Source organism: Vibrio sp. YQ_11 (genome assembly GCF_043103065.1).
GTDB classification, from domain to species: Bacteria; Pseudomonadota; Gammaproteobacteria; order Enterobacterales; family Vibrionaceae; genus Vibrio; species Vibrio parahaemolyticus.
The window spans coordinates 305774-319919 of the sequence record NZ_JBICJM010000048.1 but is presented as its reverse complement, the minus strand read 5'-3'; the positions used below and the strand labels follow the sequence as shown (position 1 = coordinate 319919).

The window sequence follows — 14146 nt, the reverse complement described above, 5'->3', positions numbered from 1 at the left end:
CCTTTATCGAGAGCCGCAAAAGCGCCATTAAGTTGATGGCGCTTTTCTGTTTGGGTTAGGCGTAAACGTCAATAAAAAAGTAAATGGTGATGATAATCGAAGAGAGAGCGACAAAGCCTTTAACGTGGCTCGGATTAAGCTGGCGAGACACACGCGCGGCGAGGTAGCCGCCAACTAATGTCCCGACCATTACCACGCTGCCTTTACTCCAATCGATAGAGCCGTTCGCAACAAAAATGGCGATTGCGATGAGAGACACACACGTTGAAACCAGAAGTTTAAGCCCATTCATCAAGTTGATGTCTTGATGGCCCGCCACAACGAGGTAACTCAGAACAATCACACCTAATCCGGCATTAAAAAATCCGCCGTATGCAGAAACACCGACCAACAACAAACACAATGCGATTAAGCCTAACACGCCAGCGTGTTTATGTTCTCTGGTGATGGATTTGATGATCATTGTTAACCGCGAACCTGTAAGAAACAGCACCGTAGCAAACAAAAGTAGCCAAGGAATGGCTTCCAAAAACAGTGACTCTGGCGTATTGAGAAGAAGATACGCGCCAACCGCGCCACCGACTAAGCTGAACGAAACGGTGAATAGCAGTTCTTGTTTGTTTTTCAAAATTTCTTCACGAAAACCCACGGCACCGCTTATGTATCCCGCGCACGCGGCGTATGTGTTGGTGGCGTTAGCCATGATGGGCGGCACGCCAACCGCCATTAGGGCGGGGAAGGTGATAAAACTCCCACCTCCTGCTATCGAATTCATGATTCCACCTACCACGCCTGCAGCAAACAACAGAGCCAATTCCAGCAGCATAAACAATCCTTGTTATGTTCTTATTGGTTATTAGAGTCTTAGATTTTGAGAACGCATGTTCTAACGTTTTTATGAGATTTACTTTACATGCTCCAAAACGAAATTGTTTAGTTCCGTTGCGGTTTTGATAACGTGAACCTCTTTCTAGCGAAATTTTTTTCTTCGCCGTGATATTAATTCATCGTAGCTATATCAAAGAAAGATCGAAGAAAGAAAAAGCCACCGCGAGGGTGGCTTTTAGGGGCTATCAAGAAGGAGGAATCGACGATTATTGCTCAACTTTTACAGGTTGCGCTTTAAGCTTTTGAAACAGCTTCACAAACAGCGGGCTACCCAGCACTAATACTGCCAGCACAGTAAACGTCAACGTAATCGGACGCTCCCACAAGAAGCTCAACTCACCGTCAGAAATCATCAACGCTCGGCGCAAGTTTTCTTCCATCAAGCCGCCGAGGATGAAGCCAAGCAGCAATGGTGCGAGCGGGAAGTTTGCCAGTCTAAGTGCAATAGCAGCCATCGCCACAAGTAGCATCACAAACACATCCATCGTATTGAACGAGACTAAGTACACACCTGTAATTGAGAAGAACAAAATCATAGGTAGAAGCACTGTTCTTGGAACGGCCAGTAGTTTCGAGATGTAAGGAATCAACGGTAAGTTAAGGATCACAAGCACGATGTTACCAAAGTACATTGAGATGATGACTGACCAGAAGACATCCGGGTGTTCAACAAACAGGCGAGGGCCAGGTTGAATGCCGTAGGCGATTAACGCACCAAGCATAATAGCGGTGGTGCCTGAGCCTGGAATACCCAGCGTTAACAATGGAACGAATGAGCCACTTGATGCGGCGTTGTTCGCTGATTCTGGCGCAACTAGACCACGAATGCTGCCTTTTCCGAACTCTTCTTTTTTCTCTTTTGGAGCCAAGTTGCGCTCTAAGCCGTAACTTAGGAATGCCGCGATTGTTGCGCCTGCGCCCGGAAGTACGCCAGTAAAGAAACCTAGGATAGAAGAGCGGATCGATACCGGAGCGACTTCTTTAATTTCCTCTTTGGTGACTTTCATCGAGCCGATGTTGCTCAATTTGTCTTGCTCTTCATCACGAGTATCGTTTGAAGGTTTGAGAATCCCCATTAAGGTTTCGCCCAAAGCAAACGTCGCCATTGCAAGAAGAAGGAAGCTAAAGCCGTCCATCAAATCGGTTAAACCAAAGGTGAAACGCTCGACACCAACGCCTTTATCGATACCGACTGTCGACAGCATCAAGCCAAGAATGGTCATCATCCACGCTTTAATGACCTGACCTTTACCAGCAAAAGCCGCAACGGCAGACAAGCCGAGCAACATCAACGCAAAGTAATCAGAAGATTGAAAGCTTAATGACACGTTAGCCAAGGCTGGCGCAGCCACGAGCAGCATGATGGCCGAAAGTGTGCCGCCAGTAAAAGATGAGTAAGCGGCTAATGCTAGCGCTTTACCCGCTTGACCTTTTTGCGCCATTGGGTAACCGTCAAACGCGGTTACGACCGTTGAAGAACAACCCGGTGCGTTGATCAAAATTGAAGAAGTTGAACCACCAAATACGGCGCCGTAGTAAACACCCGCCATCAAGATGAGGCCCGATGAAGGCTCTAAACCATAAGTAATCGGGATCATCAACGCGATGGCCGAAATTGGGCCAAGACCCGGCAGCATGCCGATAAATGTACCGACGAAGCAGCCAACAATCACCATCATGATGTTCATTGGCATCACCGCGGTGGATAAACCTTGTAGAATTCCATCTAACATAATTCAGTCCTTTCTTTGGCTACCAGATGGTGAAAATCAAACCCGGTTCGAGATAGATATCCAAACCTTGAGTGAGCAATAAATAAAAGGCGATCACGAATGGGAAAGAGGCGCCAAACAAAACGGGTTTGCGTCTTTCTCCAAGCAGATAGAAACCCGCAAGCAAAAAGAAACCTGTCGCGAGTACAAAGCCCAAGTAGGTTAGGCCCAAGCCGTAAAAGGCCATCAGCACTAAGAACGAGATCAGTAACTTCCAGTTGAAGGTTAAAACGGCGCCGCTCTTTTTGTCTGGTTGGCCAGTCACAAGAAGCAAGAGAGAAAGCCCGATGCCGATATAAGTCAGAATGGTTGGCAAGGTGCGCGCAGTAAACGGTTCATACTCATCGCCCGGAAACAGTGCGATTTGAGACGTTTGATAACCGTAGCAAAGGCAGAAGAGCAGGAAAATCATGGCGCCAACACGGTCGCGACAGAGTAGATATTCTTTGGTAAAAACGTTGGTTGAACGAGACATATTCAACTCCTAACAAGAATAAAAAAGACCGTATATGAACGTTAATGTGCAAAGTAATCCATTAACAAGTAAGCATTTCGCTGCTAGTCGATATGCTTAACAATCAATAAACAAAGGAGTGTGTATGCCGAGTGTCGACAATGTCCATATACGGTGAAACTTAGAGTGCAAATGCCGTTGGGGCGAATAGCAACTCAGGTTTTACGCTAAGTTGCTATCGGAGGGAGCCCCGGAATAACGGTTATTTCAGGAAGCCTAGCTCACGCATCAGGTCACCCATTTGCTTCTCTTGATCTTCAAGGAACGCGAAGAACGCTTTGTCCGCTTTGTAGTTGTCTATCCAACCATTGCGGTCACGAACGACTTGCCACTCGTCTGTGTTGTACATCTTAGTGAATGCGGCATTCCATTCGTCGATTTTCTTTTGGCTAACGCCCGGTGCAGCAAAGAATCCACGCCAGTTCGCAAATACCGTTTCGTTGCCGTATTCCGTTAAAGTTGGAATGTTCGGCGCGGCTTCTAAGCGTTTTGGCGCGGTGATAGCAAGTACTTTCACTTGGCCAGATTTGGACATTTCCAGTACTTCACCTAAACCTGTTGAAAGCAATTGAGTTTCGCCAGAAAGCAGGGCTGCCATTGCTTTGCCGCCCGCATCATAGCCAATGTAACGGACTTTACGCGCATCAAAGCCTTCGCCTTTAAATGCCGCCGCTATGACAAGGTGATCCATAGAGCCACGCGCTGAGCCACCAGCAATCTTCACTTTGCGAGGATCGGCTTCAAACGCTTTTACAGCATCTTCCCATGTGTTGTATGGCGAGTCCGCAGAGGCAACAATCGCGCCGTAGTCTGCAACTGTTGCAGCAACAGGCGTTAGGTCACGGAAGGATTGAGGAAAAATACCGCTAAGAGAACGCACAACGATTGGTGTTGAGTTCACCATGAGCGTGTCTTCTTGGCGATCTGCCGTTTCAATTAAGTGAGCGATGGCTTTACCACCGCCGCCACCTGATAGGTTTTGAAACGACACGTTTTCTACGATGTCTGATTTTACTAACACATCACCCGTACCACGGGCGGTCATATCCCAACCGCCGCCAGCGCCACCTGGGATCAAGAAGTGCATTTTTTCAATATCCGCAGCAAAAGCGTTGAATGAGAATGAAGCTGCGATGATTGAAGCGGCGAGCGTTGGTTTGATTACCTTTAACATGTTCACGTTCCTTATGTTGGCGACTCTATTTTTTGATGAGCCTTATTATTTTGCTCCGTCTTAATGCCGTGTAAGCGTTAAGGCTGAATTTTGTGTAAAGGTTAATTAACTGTTAAATGTCTGTCTTTAAAACGGAGATAAAGAGAATATTGAGCATTGCGGCTATTTTGTTCATAAAGTTCACGACGAGAAACAGGGGATAGGTCACGCGGATTTGCTTATCGGTAGGCCATAATAGGGCGACAACAAATGAATAAGGAAAGAGGAATGAAAGGAACATGTTTGTGCGGCGCAATTGAAGTTATCGCAGAACCCAAGAATGAAGTGAGTCTGTGTCACTGCTCAATGTGTCGAAAATGGTCGAGTGGGGCACTTCATGCTGTGCATTGTGGCCCAGAAGTCACATTTAAAGGTGCAGAGCCAAAACGTTATCAGTCTTCAGATTGGGCTGTACGAGGTTTTTGCGGCGAGTGTGGGACGAACTTGTTTTACCATCTCTTGCCAACCAACGAATACATCCTTTCTGCTGGCTTATTCGATAATCCTGATTTTAAGTTGACGCTAGAAATCTTTACTGATGAAAAGCCGGGTTACTACGAGCTCAATCCTCATTCTAAAAAGATGACAGCGCAGGAAGTCTACGACCAATTTGTGCCAAAAGAGTAGCGGTTCTCGATTTTTTGCTCGGCAATTATACGTCTTTCTTTAATTATCAATATATTAGAGTGTTTATAGTTGTCGACAATTGTTTCTTTCTATTACAAAAAACCTCTGTAACTCATTAAATCTTCCCAAATTCGTCCATTTCAAACTACGACCTTAGTCTAAATTGTCGACAATTTACTTGATTGTCGACACTTTGATCGTCTATTTTAAATCCAGGTTAAGAAATTGTAGACACTTTGATGTCAATTAAGTGAGTGCCTGAATATGAACTCTGAGTTGAAAGCTCGTTACAAAGTACTGGGTTCTGAGAAAGAACACACCAAGTCCGAAACGCTGACAGAAACATTGATCGAAGTGATCGTAAATGGTGATGTGGAACCGGGTAGCAAAATCTCGGAGCCTGAGCTAGCAAGGAAATACCAAGTCAGCCGTGGTCCGCTACGCGAAGCATTAATGCGTTTGGAAGGGCTTGGGTTGATTGAGCGTATTCCTCATGTTGGTGCAAGAGTCACGACCTTCTCTCCAGCCAAGCTGATTGAACTGTATTCGGTGCGCGAAGCTCTGGAAGGCATGGCAGCACGACTTGCAGCACGACACATTACGCAAGAAGAGTTATTAAGCTTGGAAATGCTGTTGTCGACACATTCAAAGCACATCGATCAAGTGGAAGGCGCCTCTTACTTCCATCAGCATGGTGATTTTGATTTTCACTATCGCATCATCCAAGCAAGCCGAAACAGCAAGCTGATTTCTCTGTTGTGTGACGAGCTTTACCACTTGCTGCGCATGTACCGCTATCAGTCACCGCGCGCGCAATCTCGTCCAAATGAAGCGCTGACTGAACATAAATTCATTCTGGAAGCCATTCGCAATCGCGATGAAGAACTTGCAGAAATGTTGATGAGACGACACATCTCAGGAAGTCGAAAGCTCATCCAATCGCAAATTATACATACAGAAAGTTTAGACAAAGACTAGAAGGAATTCGTCATGAGCTTAACACCGGGGGCGAAGTTCAGACTCGCCGTAGAACAAAATAATCCGCTGCAAATTGTCGGCACCATTAACCCGTACTGCGCCATGATGGCGAAGAACTTGGGGCATCAAGCGATTTACTTGTCTGGTGGCGGTATTGCTAACGCTTCATACGGATTGCCTGATCTAGGCATTACAACATTGAACGATGTACTGGTTGACGTTGACCGCATCACCAACGCGTGTGATTTGCCGCTCTTGGTTGACATCGACACCGGTTTTGGCGGCGCATTCAACATTGCTCGTACCATTAAGCAAATGGAAAAAGCGGGCGCGGCAGCGGTGCACATGGAAGACCAAGTTGCGCAAAAACGTTGTGGTCATCGTCCGAACAAAGCGATTGTGAGCCAGCAAGAGATGGTTGACCGCGTGAAAGCGGCGGTGGATGCGCGTAATGACGAAAGTTTCGTGATTATGGCACGCACAGATGCTCTTGCCGTAGAGGGCATGGACAGTGCGATTGAACGTGCCATTGCGTGTGTGGAAGCTGGCGCAGACATGATCTTCCCAGAAGCGATGAACAAGTTGGATCAGTACCTTCAGTTCTCAAATGCGCTAGAGCAAGCGACTGGAAGACACGTTCCGATTCTGGCCAACATTACTGAATTTGGCGCAACACCACTGTATGGCTGTGACGAATTAGCAAAAGCGAAAGTGGACATGGTGCTTTACCCATTAAGTGCGTTCCGTGCCATGAACAAGGCCGCTGAAACGGTTTACAAACACTTACTCGAAGTGGGTAATCAGGAAGCGCTGGTTGATTCGATGCAAACACGCAAAGAGCTGTATCAACACCTGAACTACCACGACTACGAAGACAAACTTGACCAGCTATTCTCTGAAGGGAAATAGCGGGGAAAAGAAAAGATAGACGGAAGCCCAAGAAAAGATAATCGGAATTTATCTAATCCAATAACGTGAAATTCGTCTGGCTAAAAACGCTCCAACAGAGGGCAAAGCCAGACAGAAAAGGAGTTCAAACAATGCCTCAAACTGTAGCAAAGAAAGCAGAGTTAGGTGGCGCTGGCCTGCGTGGTCAAAGCGCTGGAAGCACAGCTTTATGTACTGTCGGTAAAACGGGGACCGGTCTGACTTATCGCGGTTACGATATTACTGACCTTGCCAATAATGCTCAATTTGAAGAAGTTGCACATCTTCTGTTACGCGGTCACTTGCCGAACCAACAAGAACTTGATGCGTACAAGACACACCTACTGAGCCTTCGCGGTTTGCCGACCGAGCTAAAGCAAGCTTTAGAACTGATCCCAGCAAGCGCGCACCCAATGGACGTAATGCGTACGGGTTGTTCTGTATTGGGTAACTTAGAGCAGGAAATGAGCTTTGATGAGCAACTGCAAGCAACAGAGCGCATGTTAGCCTTGTTCCCAGCCATCATCTGTTACTGGTACCGTTTTAGTCACGATGGCGTTCGTATCGACACAGAAGATCAAACCGAAGACTGCATCGGCGGTTATTTCTTGCGATTACTTACAGATAAAGAGCCATCAGCGCTACACAAGCAAGTGATGCACTGTTCATTAATTCTTTACGCAGAGCATGAGTTTAACGCATCAACCTTCGCAGCACGCGTTTGTGCATCAACATTGTCCGACATTCATTCTTGTATCACGGCGGCAATCGGTACGCTTCGTGGCCCTCTTCACGGCGGTGCAAACGAAGCAGCGATGGAGATGATTGAAGACTGGCAGACGCCGGATGAAGCCGAAGCTAACATCATGCAAATGCTGGCGAATAAAGACAAGATCATGGGCTTTGGTCATGCGATTTATCGAGAAAGCGACCCTCGCAACGCACTGATCAAACGTTGGTCTGAAGAATTGTCGAAGCATGTGGGTGACACGCATTTATACGCAGTATCAGAGCGTGTGGAATCGGTCATGAAGCGTGAGAAAGGCTTGTTCTGTAATGCTGACTTCTTCCATGCATCGGCGTACCACTTCATGGACATTCCGACCAAACTGTTCACACCGATTTTCGTGATGAGCCGTTTAACTGGTTGGGCTGCACACGTGTACGAGCAACGCGCGAACAACCGCATTATTCGCCCAAGCGCAGATTACACAGGTCCAGATCATCAAGAGTGGGTGCCTATTGAGAATCGCTAGCGCGAAAGCCAGTCAAAGTCATTACATGCTTTGATTGGTTTATCTCCTCCTTCTTCTGTTTTCACTCTCTCTTGGCAGAAGAAGGAGGACTTCTCGTCACAAACATTACTAGAGCGACTACATCTCAAAAAGTTCTCCAATCAAGTTCTCCAAACTGCTTTGCTAGAGTAGCGTTTCTAGAGTGATGGGGAGAAGGCCAAGATGTACAGATTGAATGGAAGCAAACCATGAGCACAACTATTAATACCCAATTCCGTAAGTCGCTTCCGGGGACTCAACTTGATTACTTTGATGCCCGCGAAGCCGTAAACTCTATCTCTCCTGGAGCCTATGAAACGCTCCCTTACACCTCACGCGTTCTTGCCGAGCAGCTTGTACGCCGTTGCGATCCAAGCGTATTAACAGACAGCCTGAAGCAGCTCATCGAACGCAAACGTGATCTTGATTTTCCATGGTATCCAGCACGTGTTGTTTGTCATGACATTCTAGGTCAGACAGCGCTTGTTGACTTAGCCGGTTTACGTGATGCGATTGCCGATCAGGGCGGTGACCCGTCTAAAGTGAATCCAGTGGTTGAAACCCAGCTTATCGTTGACCACTCGCTTGCGGTAGAACACGCCGGTTTTGATCCCGAAGCATTCGAGAAAAACCGCGCGATAGAAGAGCGCCGCAACGAAGACCGATTCCACTTTATTGAATGGTGTAAAACGGCTTTTGAAAACGTCAGCGTAATTCCTGCAGGTAACGGCATCATGCACCAAATCAACCTGGAGAAAATGTCTCCGGTTGTACAGGCGAAGCAGGGCATTGCTTACCCAGATACCTGTGTCGGTACCGATAGTCATACACCTCATGTTGATGCACTTGGTGTTATCGCGATTGGTGTTGGTGGCCTAGAAGCTGAAACTGTGATGCTTGGCCGCCCGTCAATGATGCGTCTGCCAGACATCGTGGGTGTGAAACTGACTGGTAAACGTCAGCCGGGTATTACCGCAACGGATATTGTTTTGGCGATTACCGAGTTTTTACGTAATGAGCGTGTTGTCTCTTCTTATCTTGAATTCTTTGGTGAAGGTGCTCGCGACCTAACAATTGGTGACCGTGCAACCATCTCCAACATGACGCCAGAATACGGTGCAACAGCGGGTATGTTCTACATCGATGAGCAGACCATCAACTACCTGAAACTAACCGGTCGTGACGAACAGCAAGTTGACTTAGTTGAGAAATACGCAAAACAAACCGGACTTTGGGCAGACGATCTTGATACTGCGGTTTACGAGCGCGTACTTGAATTCGATTTGTCATCTGTCAGCCGTAACATGGCTGGTCCTTCAAACCCGCACCGCCGTTTGCCAACTTCTGAACTGGCGCAACGTGGCATTTCTGGTACATGGGAAGAGAAAGAGGGCGAGTTGCCAGATGGCGCGGTGATCATCGCTGCTATCACATCCTGTACGAACACCAGTAACCCAAGGAACGTGGTTGCTGCTGGCCTCGTCGCGAAGAAAGCCAATGAGCTCGGCCTTGTGCGTAAGCCTTGGGTGAAGTCATCATTTGCTCCGGGTTCTAAAGTTGCGCGTCTTTACCTGGAAGAAGCAGGCCTACTACCAGAGCTAGAGAAGCTTGGCTTTGGTATTGTCGGTTACGCATGTACGACTTGTAACGGTATGAGTGGCGCGTTGGATCCGAAAATCCAACAAGAGATCATTGACCGCGATCTTTACGCAACAGCCGTACTGTCTGGTAACCGTAACTTTGATGGTCGAATTCATCCTTACGCAAAGCAAGCTTTCTTGGCTTCACCACCATTGGTTGTCGCTTATGCGCTAGCGGGTACGATTCGTTTTGATATCGAGCGTGATGCACTTGGCACTGACCAAAACGGTAAACCAATTTACCTAAATGATTTGTGGCCAAGCGATGAAGAGATTGATGCCGTTGTAGGCAAACACGTTAAACCAGAGCAGTTTAACCAAGTTTATATCCAGATGTTTAAGCTCGATGATGCAGAGAAAAGCGCCAACCCGCTTTACGACTGGCGTCCGATGAGTACCTACATTCGCCGTCCTCCTTACTGGGAGGGAGCGCTTGCAGGTGAAAGAACCCTGTCTGGTATGCGTCCATTAGCGGTTCTTGGTGACAACATCACAACAGACCACTTATCACCATCCAACGCGATCATGGCGAGCAGTGCGGCGGGTGAATACCTTGCCAAAATGGGTGTACCGGAAGAGGACTTCAACTCTTACGCGACTCACCGTGGCGATCACTTAACGGCGCAACGTGCGACCTTTGCTAACCCGAAACTATTTAACGAAATGGTGAAAGAGAACGGTGAAGTGGTTCAGGGTTCTCTGGCGCGAATCGAGCCAGAAGGTCAGGTTGTACGCATGTGGGAAGCGATTGAAACCTACATGAACCGCAAACAGCCACTGATCGTAGTCGCTGGTGCTGATTATGGTCAGGGTTCATCTCGTGACTGGGCAGCAAAAGGCGTTCGATTAGCTGGTGTAGAAGCTATCGTTGCAGAAGGCTTTGAGCGTATTCACCGTACCAACTTGGTTGGCATGGGCGTGTTACCACTGCAATTTAAGCCGGGTGTTAACCGCAATACATTAGAACTGGATGGTACAGAACTGTATGACGTGGTTGGTGAAATCAAGCCGGGTGCAGATCTAGCCTTGGTTATTACACGTAGCAACGGTGAGAAAGTCGACGTTCCGGTTACTTGTCGCTTAGATACCGCTGACGAAGTGCACGTGTATAACGCAGGTGGCGTACTGCAGCGTTTCGCACAAGATTTCTTGGCGCAATAAGGAGTAATTATGGAAAACAATACTCCGAATCAAATGAGCCAAATCAAAGTGCCTGCGACGTACATGCGTGGCGGCACGAGTAAAGGTGTCTTTTTCAACCTTGAAGATTTGCCAACAGAGGCGCAAGTCGCAGGTGAAGCGCGTGACAAACTGTTGTTGCGAGTTATCGGCAGCCCGGATCCTTACGCTAAACAAATCGACGGAATGGGCGGCGCCACTTCTAGCACCAGTAAAACGGTAATTGTTTCGCGCAGCAGCCGAGACGACCACGATGTCGACTACCTGTTCGGACAAGTGTCGATAGATAAGCCATTCGTCGATTGGAGTGGGAACTGCGGGAACTTGTCTGCCGCAATTGGGCCTTTTGCGATTCATGCTGGTCTGATCCCGCAAGATCGTATTCCAGAAAATGGCATTGTGACTGTGCGTGTTTGGCAGGTGAACATCAGCAAAACTATCTTGGTTCACGTGCCGATTGTGAACGGATTCGTGCAAGAGACCGGAGAGTTTGAACTTGATGGTGTGACATTTCCAGCCGCTGAGATTCAGGTCGATTTCGTCGATCCGGCAGCTGGGGAAGGCAGCATGTTCCCAACTGGCAACTTGGTCGATGATTTGGTGGTGCCTGATGTGGGTACGTTTAACGCTACCTTCATCAACGCGGGTATTCCAACCATCTTTATTGATGCTGAATCGATAGGATATCAGGGCTCGGAGCTGCAAGATCAAATTAACAACGACGACGCAGCGTTGGCGATGTTTGAATCCATCCGTGCGCATGGTGCGTTGAAGATGGGGTTGATTTCTGAACTTGAAGAAGCTCAGACACGCCAGCACACACCAAAGGTCGCGTTTGTATCCAAGCCGAAAAGTTACCAGTCCTCAAGTGGTAAAGAGGTCAATGAGTCGGAAATTGATGTGCTGGTACGTGCGTTGTCGATGGGCAAACTTCACCATGCAATGATGGGAACAGCAGCCGTTGCGATTGCTTCGGCGGCGTGTGTACCGGGAACATTAGTCAATCTGGCTGCTGGTGGAGGCGAAAAAGAGTCAGTGACTTTTGGTCATCCGTCAGGGACGTTAAAAGTCGGTGCAAAAGCGAAGCAAACCGAACAAGGCTGGGTGGTACAAAAAGCCATCATGAGCCGAAGTGCGAGAATACTAATGGAGGGATTTGTGCGTGTACCCTCTGATGTCTTTGAGTGAAAAGAACGGTCTTTGAATAGAACGAGAGCAATGTCAGGACATACTGGAGGAAGCAATATGTCTTCATACGAAAAAGAATATTTATGGGCGAAAAACGAACCGGAGAGTTTTTGGCGCGCTCAAGCGGAGAATATCGACTGGTTTGAATCTCCTAAAACCATCTTGAAATCTGATGAGAACGGCATCGAACGTTGGTTCCCAGATGGGGTGATGAATACGTCTTGGTTGGCACTGGATTACCATTGCGAACAAGGACGTGGTGATAATACTGCGCTAATTTATGACTCACCAGTAACGGGAAATAAAAAGACTTACACTTACCGAGAGCTACGCGATCAAGTTGCGAAAATTGCCGGTATGCTTTCTGCCCAAGGCGTTGAAAAAGGCGACCGAGTTGTTGTTTACATGCCGATGATCCCAGAAGCGGCAATGGCAATGCTTGCTTGTGCGCGTTTGGGTGCGATTCACTCAGTTGTGTTTGGTGGTTTTGCGCCTAATGAGCTGGCGGTACGTATTGAAGATGCAGAGCCAAAAGTCATTATGACGGCATCGTGTGGCATTGAAATCAGCAAAATCATTCCGTACAAACCTTTGGTTGACAAAGCGATCATGGACAGTCGTTGGAAGCCAGAGAAAGTGTTTGTTTTCCAGCGTCCAGAATGTGAAGCCGAGCTAAACCAAGAGAGAGATCTGGACTGGCAGCAAGAGTACAGCCAAGCACTTCCACATGCTTGTGTACCAGTACTGGCGACAGATCCGCTATATATCCTTTACACCTCGGGTACGACAGGTAAACCAAAAGGCGTAGTGCGTGATAACGGTGGTCATGCCGTGGCACTGAAGTACTCAATGAGCGCAATCTACAACATCCCGCAAGGTGGTGTGTTCTGGGCGGCATCCGACGTGGGCTGGGTAGTGGGTCACTCGTATATTGTTTACGCGCCATTAATTCACGGTTGCACCACAATACTGTTTGAAGGTAAGCCAGTCAGAACACCAAATCCGGGCGCATTCTGGCGTGTTTGTGACGAGTATAAAGTGGATGCGTTGTTCTCTGCGCCTACCGCTTTCCGCGCGATTAAGAAAGAAGATCCAGAAGGCGAGTTCTTAAAGCAGTATGATCTGTCAAACCTGAAAACTATCTTTATGGCTGGTGAGCGTTTAGATCCTCCTACGCTGGAATGGGTACAAAGTAAAACGGACAAACCGGTTATCGATCACTGGTGGCAAACAGAGACAGGTTGGGCTATTGCGGGGAACCCAACGGGCATTGAAATGATGCCAGTAAAAGCGGGCTCTTCAACTAAGCCTATTCCGGGTTATCAAGTAGAAATCCTCGATGAGCTGGGTGAACCAGTAAAACCTAATCAACAAGGTTTCGTTGCGCTAAAACGTCCGTTACCGCCAAGCTGCTTACCAACCGTGTGGCGAAACCATGATCGTTTTGAGACAGGCTACCTAAGCCAATTCCCGGGTTACTATGTGTCTGGCGATGGCGGCTACCTTGATGAAGATGGTTACTTGTTCATCATGGGACGAATCGATGACGTGATTAACGTGGCTGGCCACCGTCTGTCTACTGGTGAAATGGAAGAAATTGTTGGTGGTCACCCAGCCATCGCAGAATGTGCAGTAGTTGGCATTCACGATGATCTTAAAGGGCAGCTACCACTTGGTTTCGTTGTGCTGAAAGATGGCGTGAAGGTTGATGAGTTAGCGCTAGAAGGTGAACTTGTGGGCAAGGTGAGAAATGAGATTGGCGCGGTTGCATGCTTCAAACACGCACTGGTTGTCGATCGCTTACCGAAAACACGCTCGGGTAAAATTCTGCGTCGAACCATCCGCCAAATTGCTGATGGTGAACAATACACCGTGCCATCGACGATTGATGATCCAACGAGCCTAAACGAAATAGAGCGAGTATTACGACGCTAACAATTTATCGT

11 protein-coding genes are annotated in these 14146 nt (G+C 47.8%); 7 read left to right on the top strand and 4 right to left on the bottom strand.

The window, feature by feature from the left end; translation table 11 throughout:
- Window positions 1–55: 55 nt before the first annotated feature.
- The 4 genes from ACF8EG_RS19825 to ACF8EG_RS19810 all read right to left on the bottom strand — a co-directional run bounded on the left by ACF8EG_RS19825 (window position 56) and on the right by ACF8EG_RS19810 (window position 4348).
- Window positions 56–826: a sulfite exporter TauE/SafE family protein gene (locus ACF8EG_RS19825; RefSeq protein WP_069505423.1), complete on the bottom strand. Its 771-nt coding sequence runs from the start codon at window positions 824–826 to the stop codon at window positions 56–58.
- Window positions 827–1094: 268 nt separating this feature from the next.
- Window positions 1095–2621, bottom strand: a complete 1527-nt coding sequence (locus tag ACF8EG_RS19820) for a tripartite tricarboxylate transporter permease (protein ID WP_005464542.1) — start codon at window positions 2619–2621, stop codon at window positions 1095–1097.
- A 19-nt stretch (window positions 2622–2640) separates the two neighbouring features.
- Entirely contained in the window at window positions 2641–3135 is a 495-nt protein-coding gene (locus tag ACF8EG_RS19815; protein WP_025787319.1) for a tripartite tricarboxylate transporter TctB family protein, read from the bottom strand.
- 241 nt (window positions 3136–3376) lie between these two features.
- Window positions 3377–4348 (bottom strand): tripartite tricarboxylate transporter substrate binding protein, encoded by a 972-nt coding sequence (locus ACF8EG_RS19810; RefSeq protein ID WP_005464323.1) that lies wholly within the window; start codon window positions 4346–4348, stop codon window positions 3377–3379.
- Between the two features lie 267 nt (window positions 4349–4615).
- Between ACF8EG_RS19810 and ACF8EG_RS19805 the strand changes: the two genes are divergently transcribed.
- From ACF8EG_RS19805 to ACF8EG_RS19775, 7 genes are all read left to right on the top strand, one after another.
- Window positions 4616–5014, top strand: coding sequence for a GFA family protein (locus ACF8EG_RS19805; protein WP_005477765.1), 399 nt, complete (start codon window positions 4616–4618; stop codon window positions 5012–5014).
- 264 nt (window positions 5015–5278) lie between these two features.
- Entirely contained in the window at window positions 5279–5992 is a 714-nt protein-coding gene (locus ACF8EG_RS19800) for a GntR family transcriptional regulator (protein WP_005464619.1), read from the top strand.
- A 12-nt stretch (window positions 5993–6004) separates the two neighbouring features.
- Complete coding sequence (gene prpB / locus ACF8EG_RS19795) at window positions 6005–6901, top strand: methylisocitrate lyase (protein ID WP_021454354.1); 897 nt, start codon at window positions 6005–6007, stop codon at window positions 6899–6901.
- A gap of 131 nt (window positions 6902–7032) precedes the next feature.
- Window positions 7033–8175, top strand: coding sequence for a 2-methylcitrate synthase (prpC, locus tag ACF8EG_RS19790; RefSeq protein ID WP_005500536.1), 1143 nt, complete (start codon window positions 7033–7035; stop codon window positions 8173–8175).
- Window positions 8176–8402: 227 nt separating this feature from the next.
- A complete protein-coding gene (gene acnD / locus ACF8EG_RS19785; protein ID WP_015296784.1) occupies window positions 8403–10994 on the top strand; it encodes a Fe/S-dependent 2-methylisocitrate dehydratase AcnD in 2592 nt (863 codons plus the stop codon).
- Window positions 10995–11003: 9 nt separating this feature from the next.
- Window positions 11004–12200: a 2-methylaconitate cis-trans isomerase PrpF gene (gene prpF / locus ACF8EG_RS19780; RefSeq protein WP_025787318.1), complete on the top strand. Its 1197-nt coding sequence runs from the start codon at window positions 11004–11006 to the stop codon at window positions 12198–12200.
- Window positions 12201–12257: 57 nt separating this feature from the next.
- Complete coding sequence (locus ACF8EG_RS19775) at window positions 12258–14135, top strand: propionyl-CoA synthetase (RefSeq protein ID WP_021447393.1); 1878 nt, start codon at window positions 12258–12260, stop codon at window positions 14133–14135.
- Window positions 14136–14146 lie beyond the last annotated feature (11 nt).

Bases quoted from the DNA above. Each gene is read 5' to 3' on its own strand.
- ACF8EG_RS19825 (WP_069505423.1), bottom strand. From the start codon at position 826: ATGCTGCTGGAATTGGCTCTGTTGTTTGCTGCAGGCGTGGTAGGTGGA.
- ACF8EG_RS19820 (WP_005464542.1), bottom strand. From the start codon at position 2,621: ATGTTAGATGGAATTCTACAAGGTTTATCCACCGCGGTGATGCCAATG.
- ACF8EG_RS19815 (WP_025787319.1), bottom strand. From the start codon at position 3,135: ATGTCTCGTTCAACCAACGTTTTTACCAAAGAATATCTACTCTGTCGC.
- ACF8EG_RS19810 (WP_005464323.1), bottom strand. From the start codon at position 4,348: ATGTTAAAGGTAATCAAACCAACGCTCGCCGCTTCAATCATCGCAGCT.
- ACF8EG_RS19805 (WP_005477765.1), top strand. From the start codon at position 4,616: ATGAAAGGAACATGTTTGTGCGGCGCAATTGAAGTTATCGCAGAACCC.
- ACF8EG_RS19800 (WP_005464619.1), top strand. From the start codon at position 5,279: ATGAACTCTGAGTTGAAAGCTCGTTACAAAGTACTGGGTTCTGAGAAA.
- prpB (WP_021454354.1), top strand. From the start codon at position 6,005: ATGAGCTTAACACCGGGGGCGAAGTTCAGACTCGCCGTAGAACAAAAT.
- prpC (WP_005500536.1), top strand. From the start codon at position 7,033: ATGCCTCAAACTGTAGCAAAGAAAGCAGAGTTAGGTGGCGCTGGCCTG.
- acnD (WP_015296784.1), top strand. From the start codon at position 8,403: ATGAGCACAACTATTAATACCCAATTCCGTAAGTCGCTTCCGGGGACT.
- prpF (WP_025787318.1), top strand. From the start codon at position 11,004: ATGGAAAACAATACTCCGAATCAAATGAGCCAAATCAAAGTGCCTGCG.
- ACF8EG_RS19775 (WP_021447393.1), top strand. From the start codon at position 12,258: ATGTCTTCATACGAAAAAGAATATTTATGGGCGAAAAACGAACCGGAG.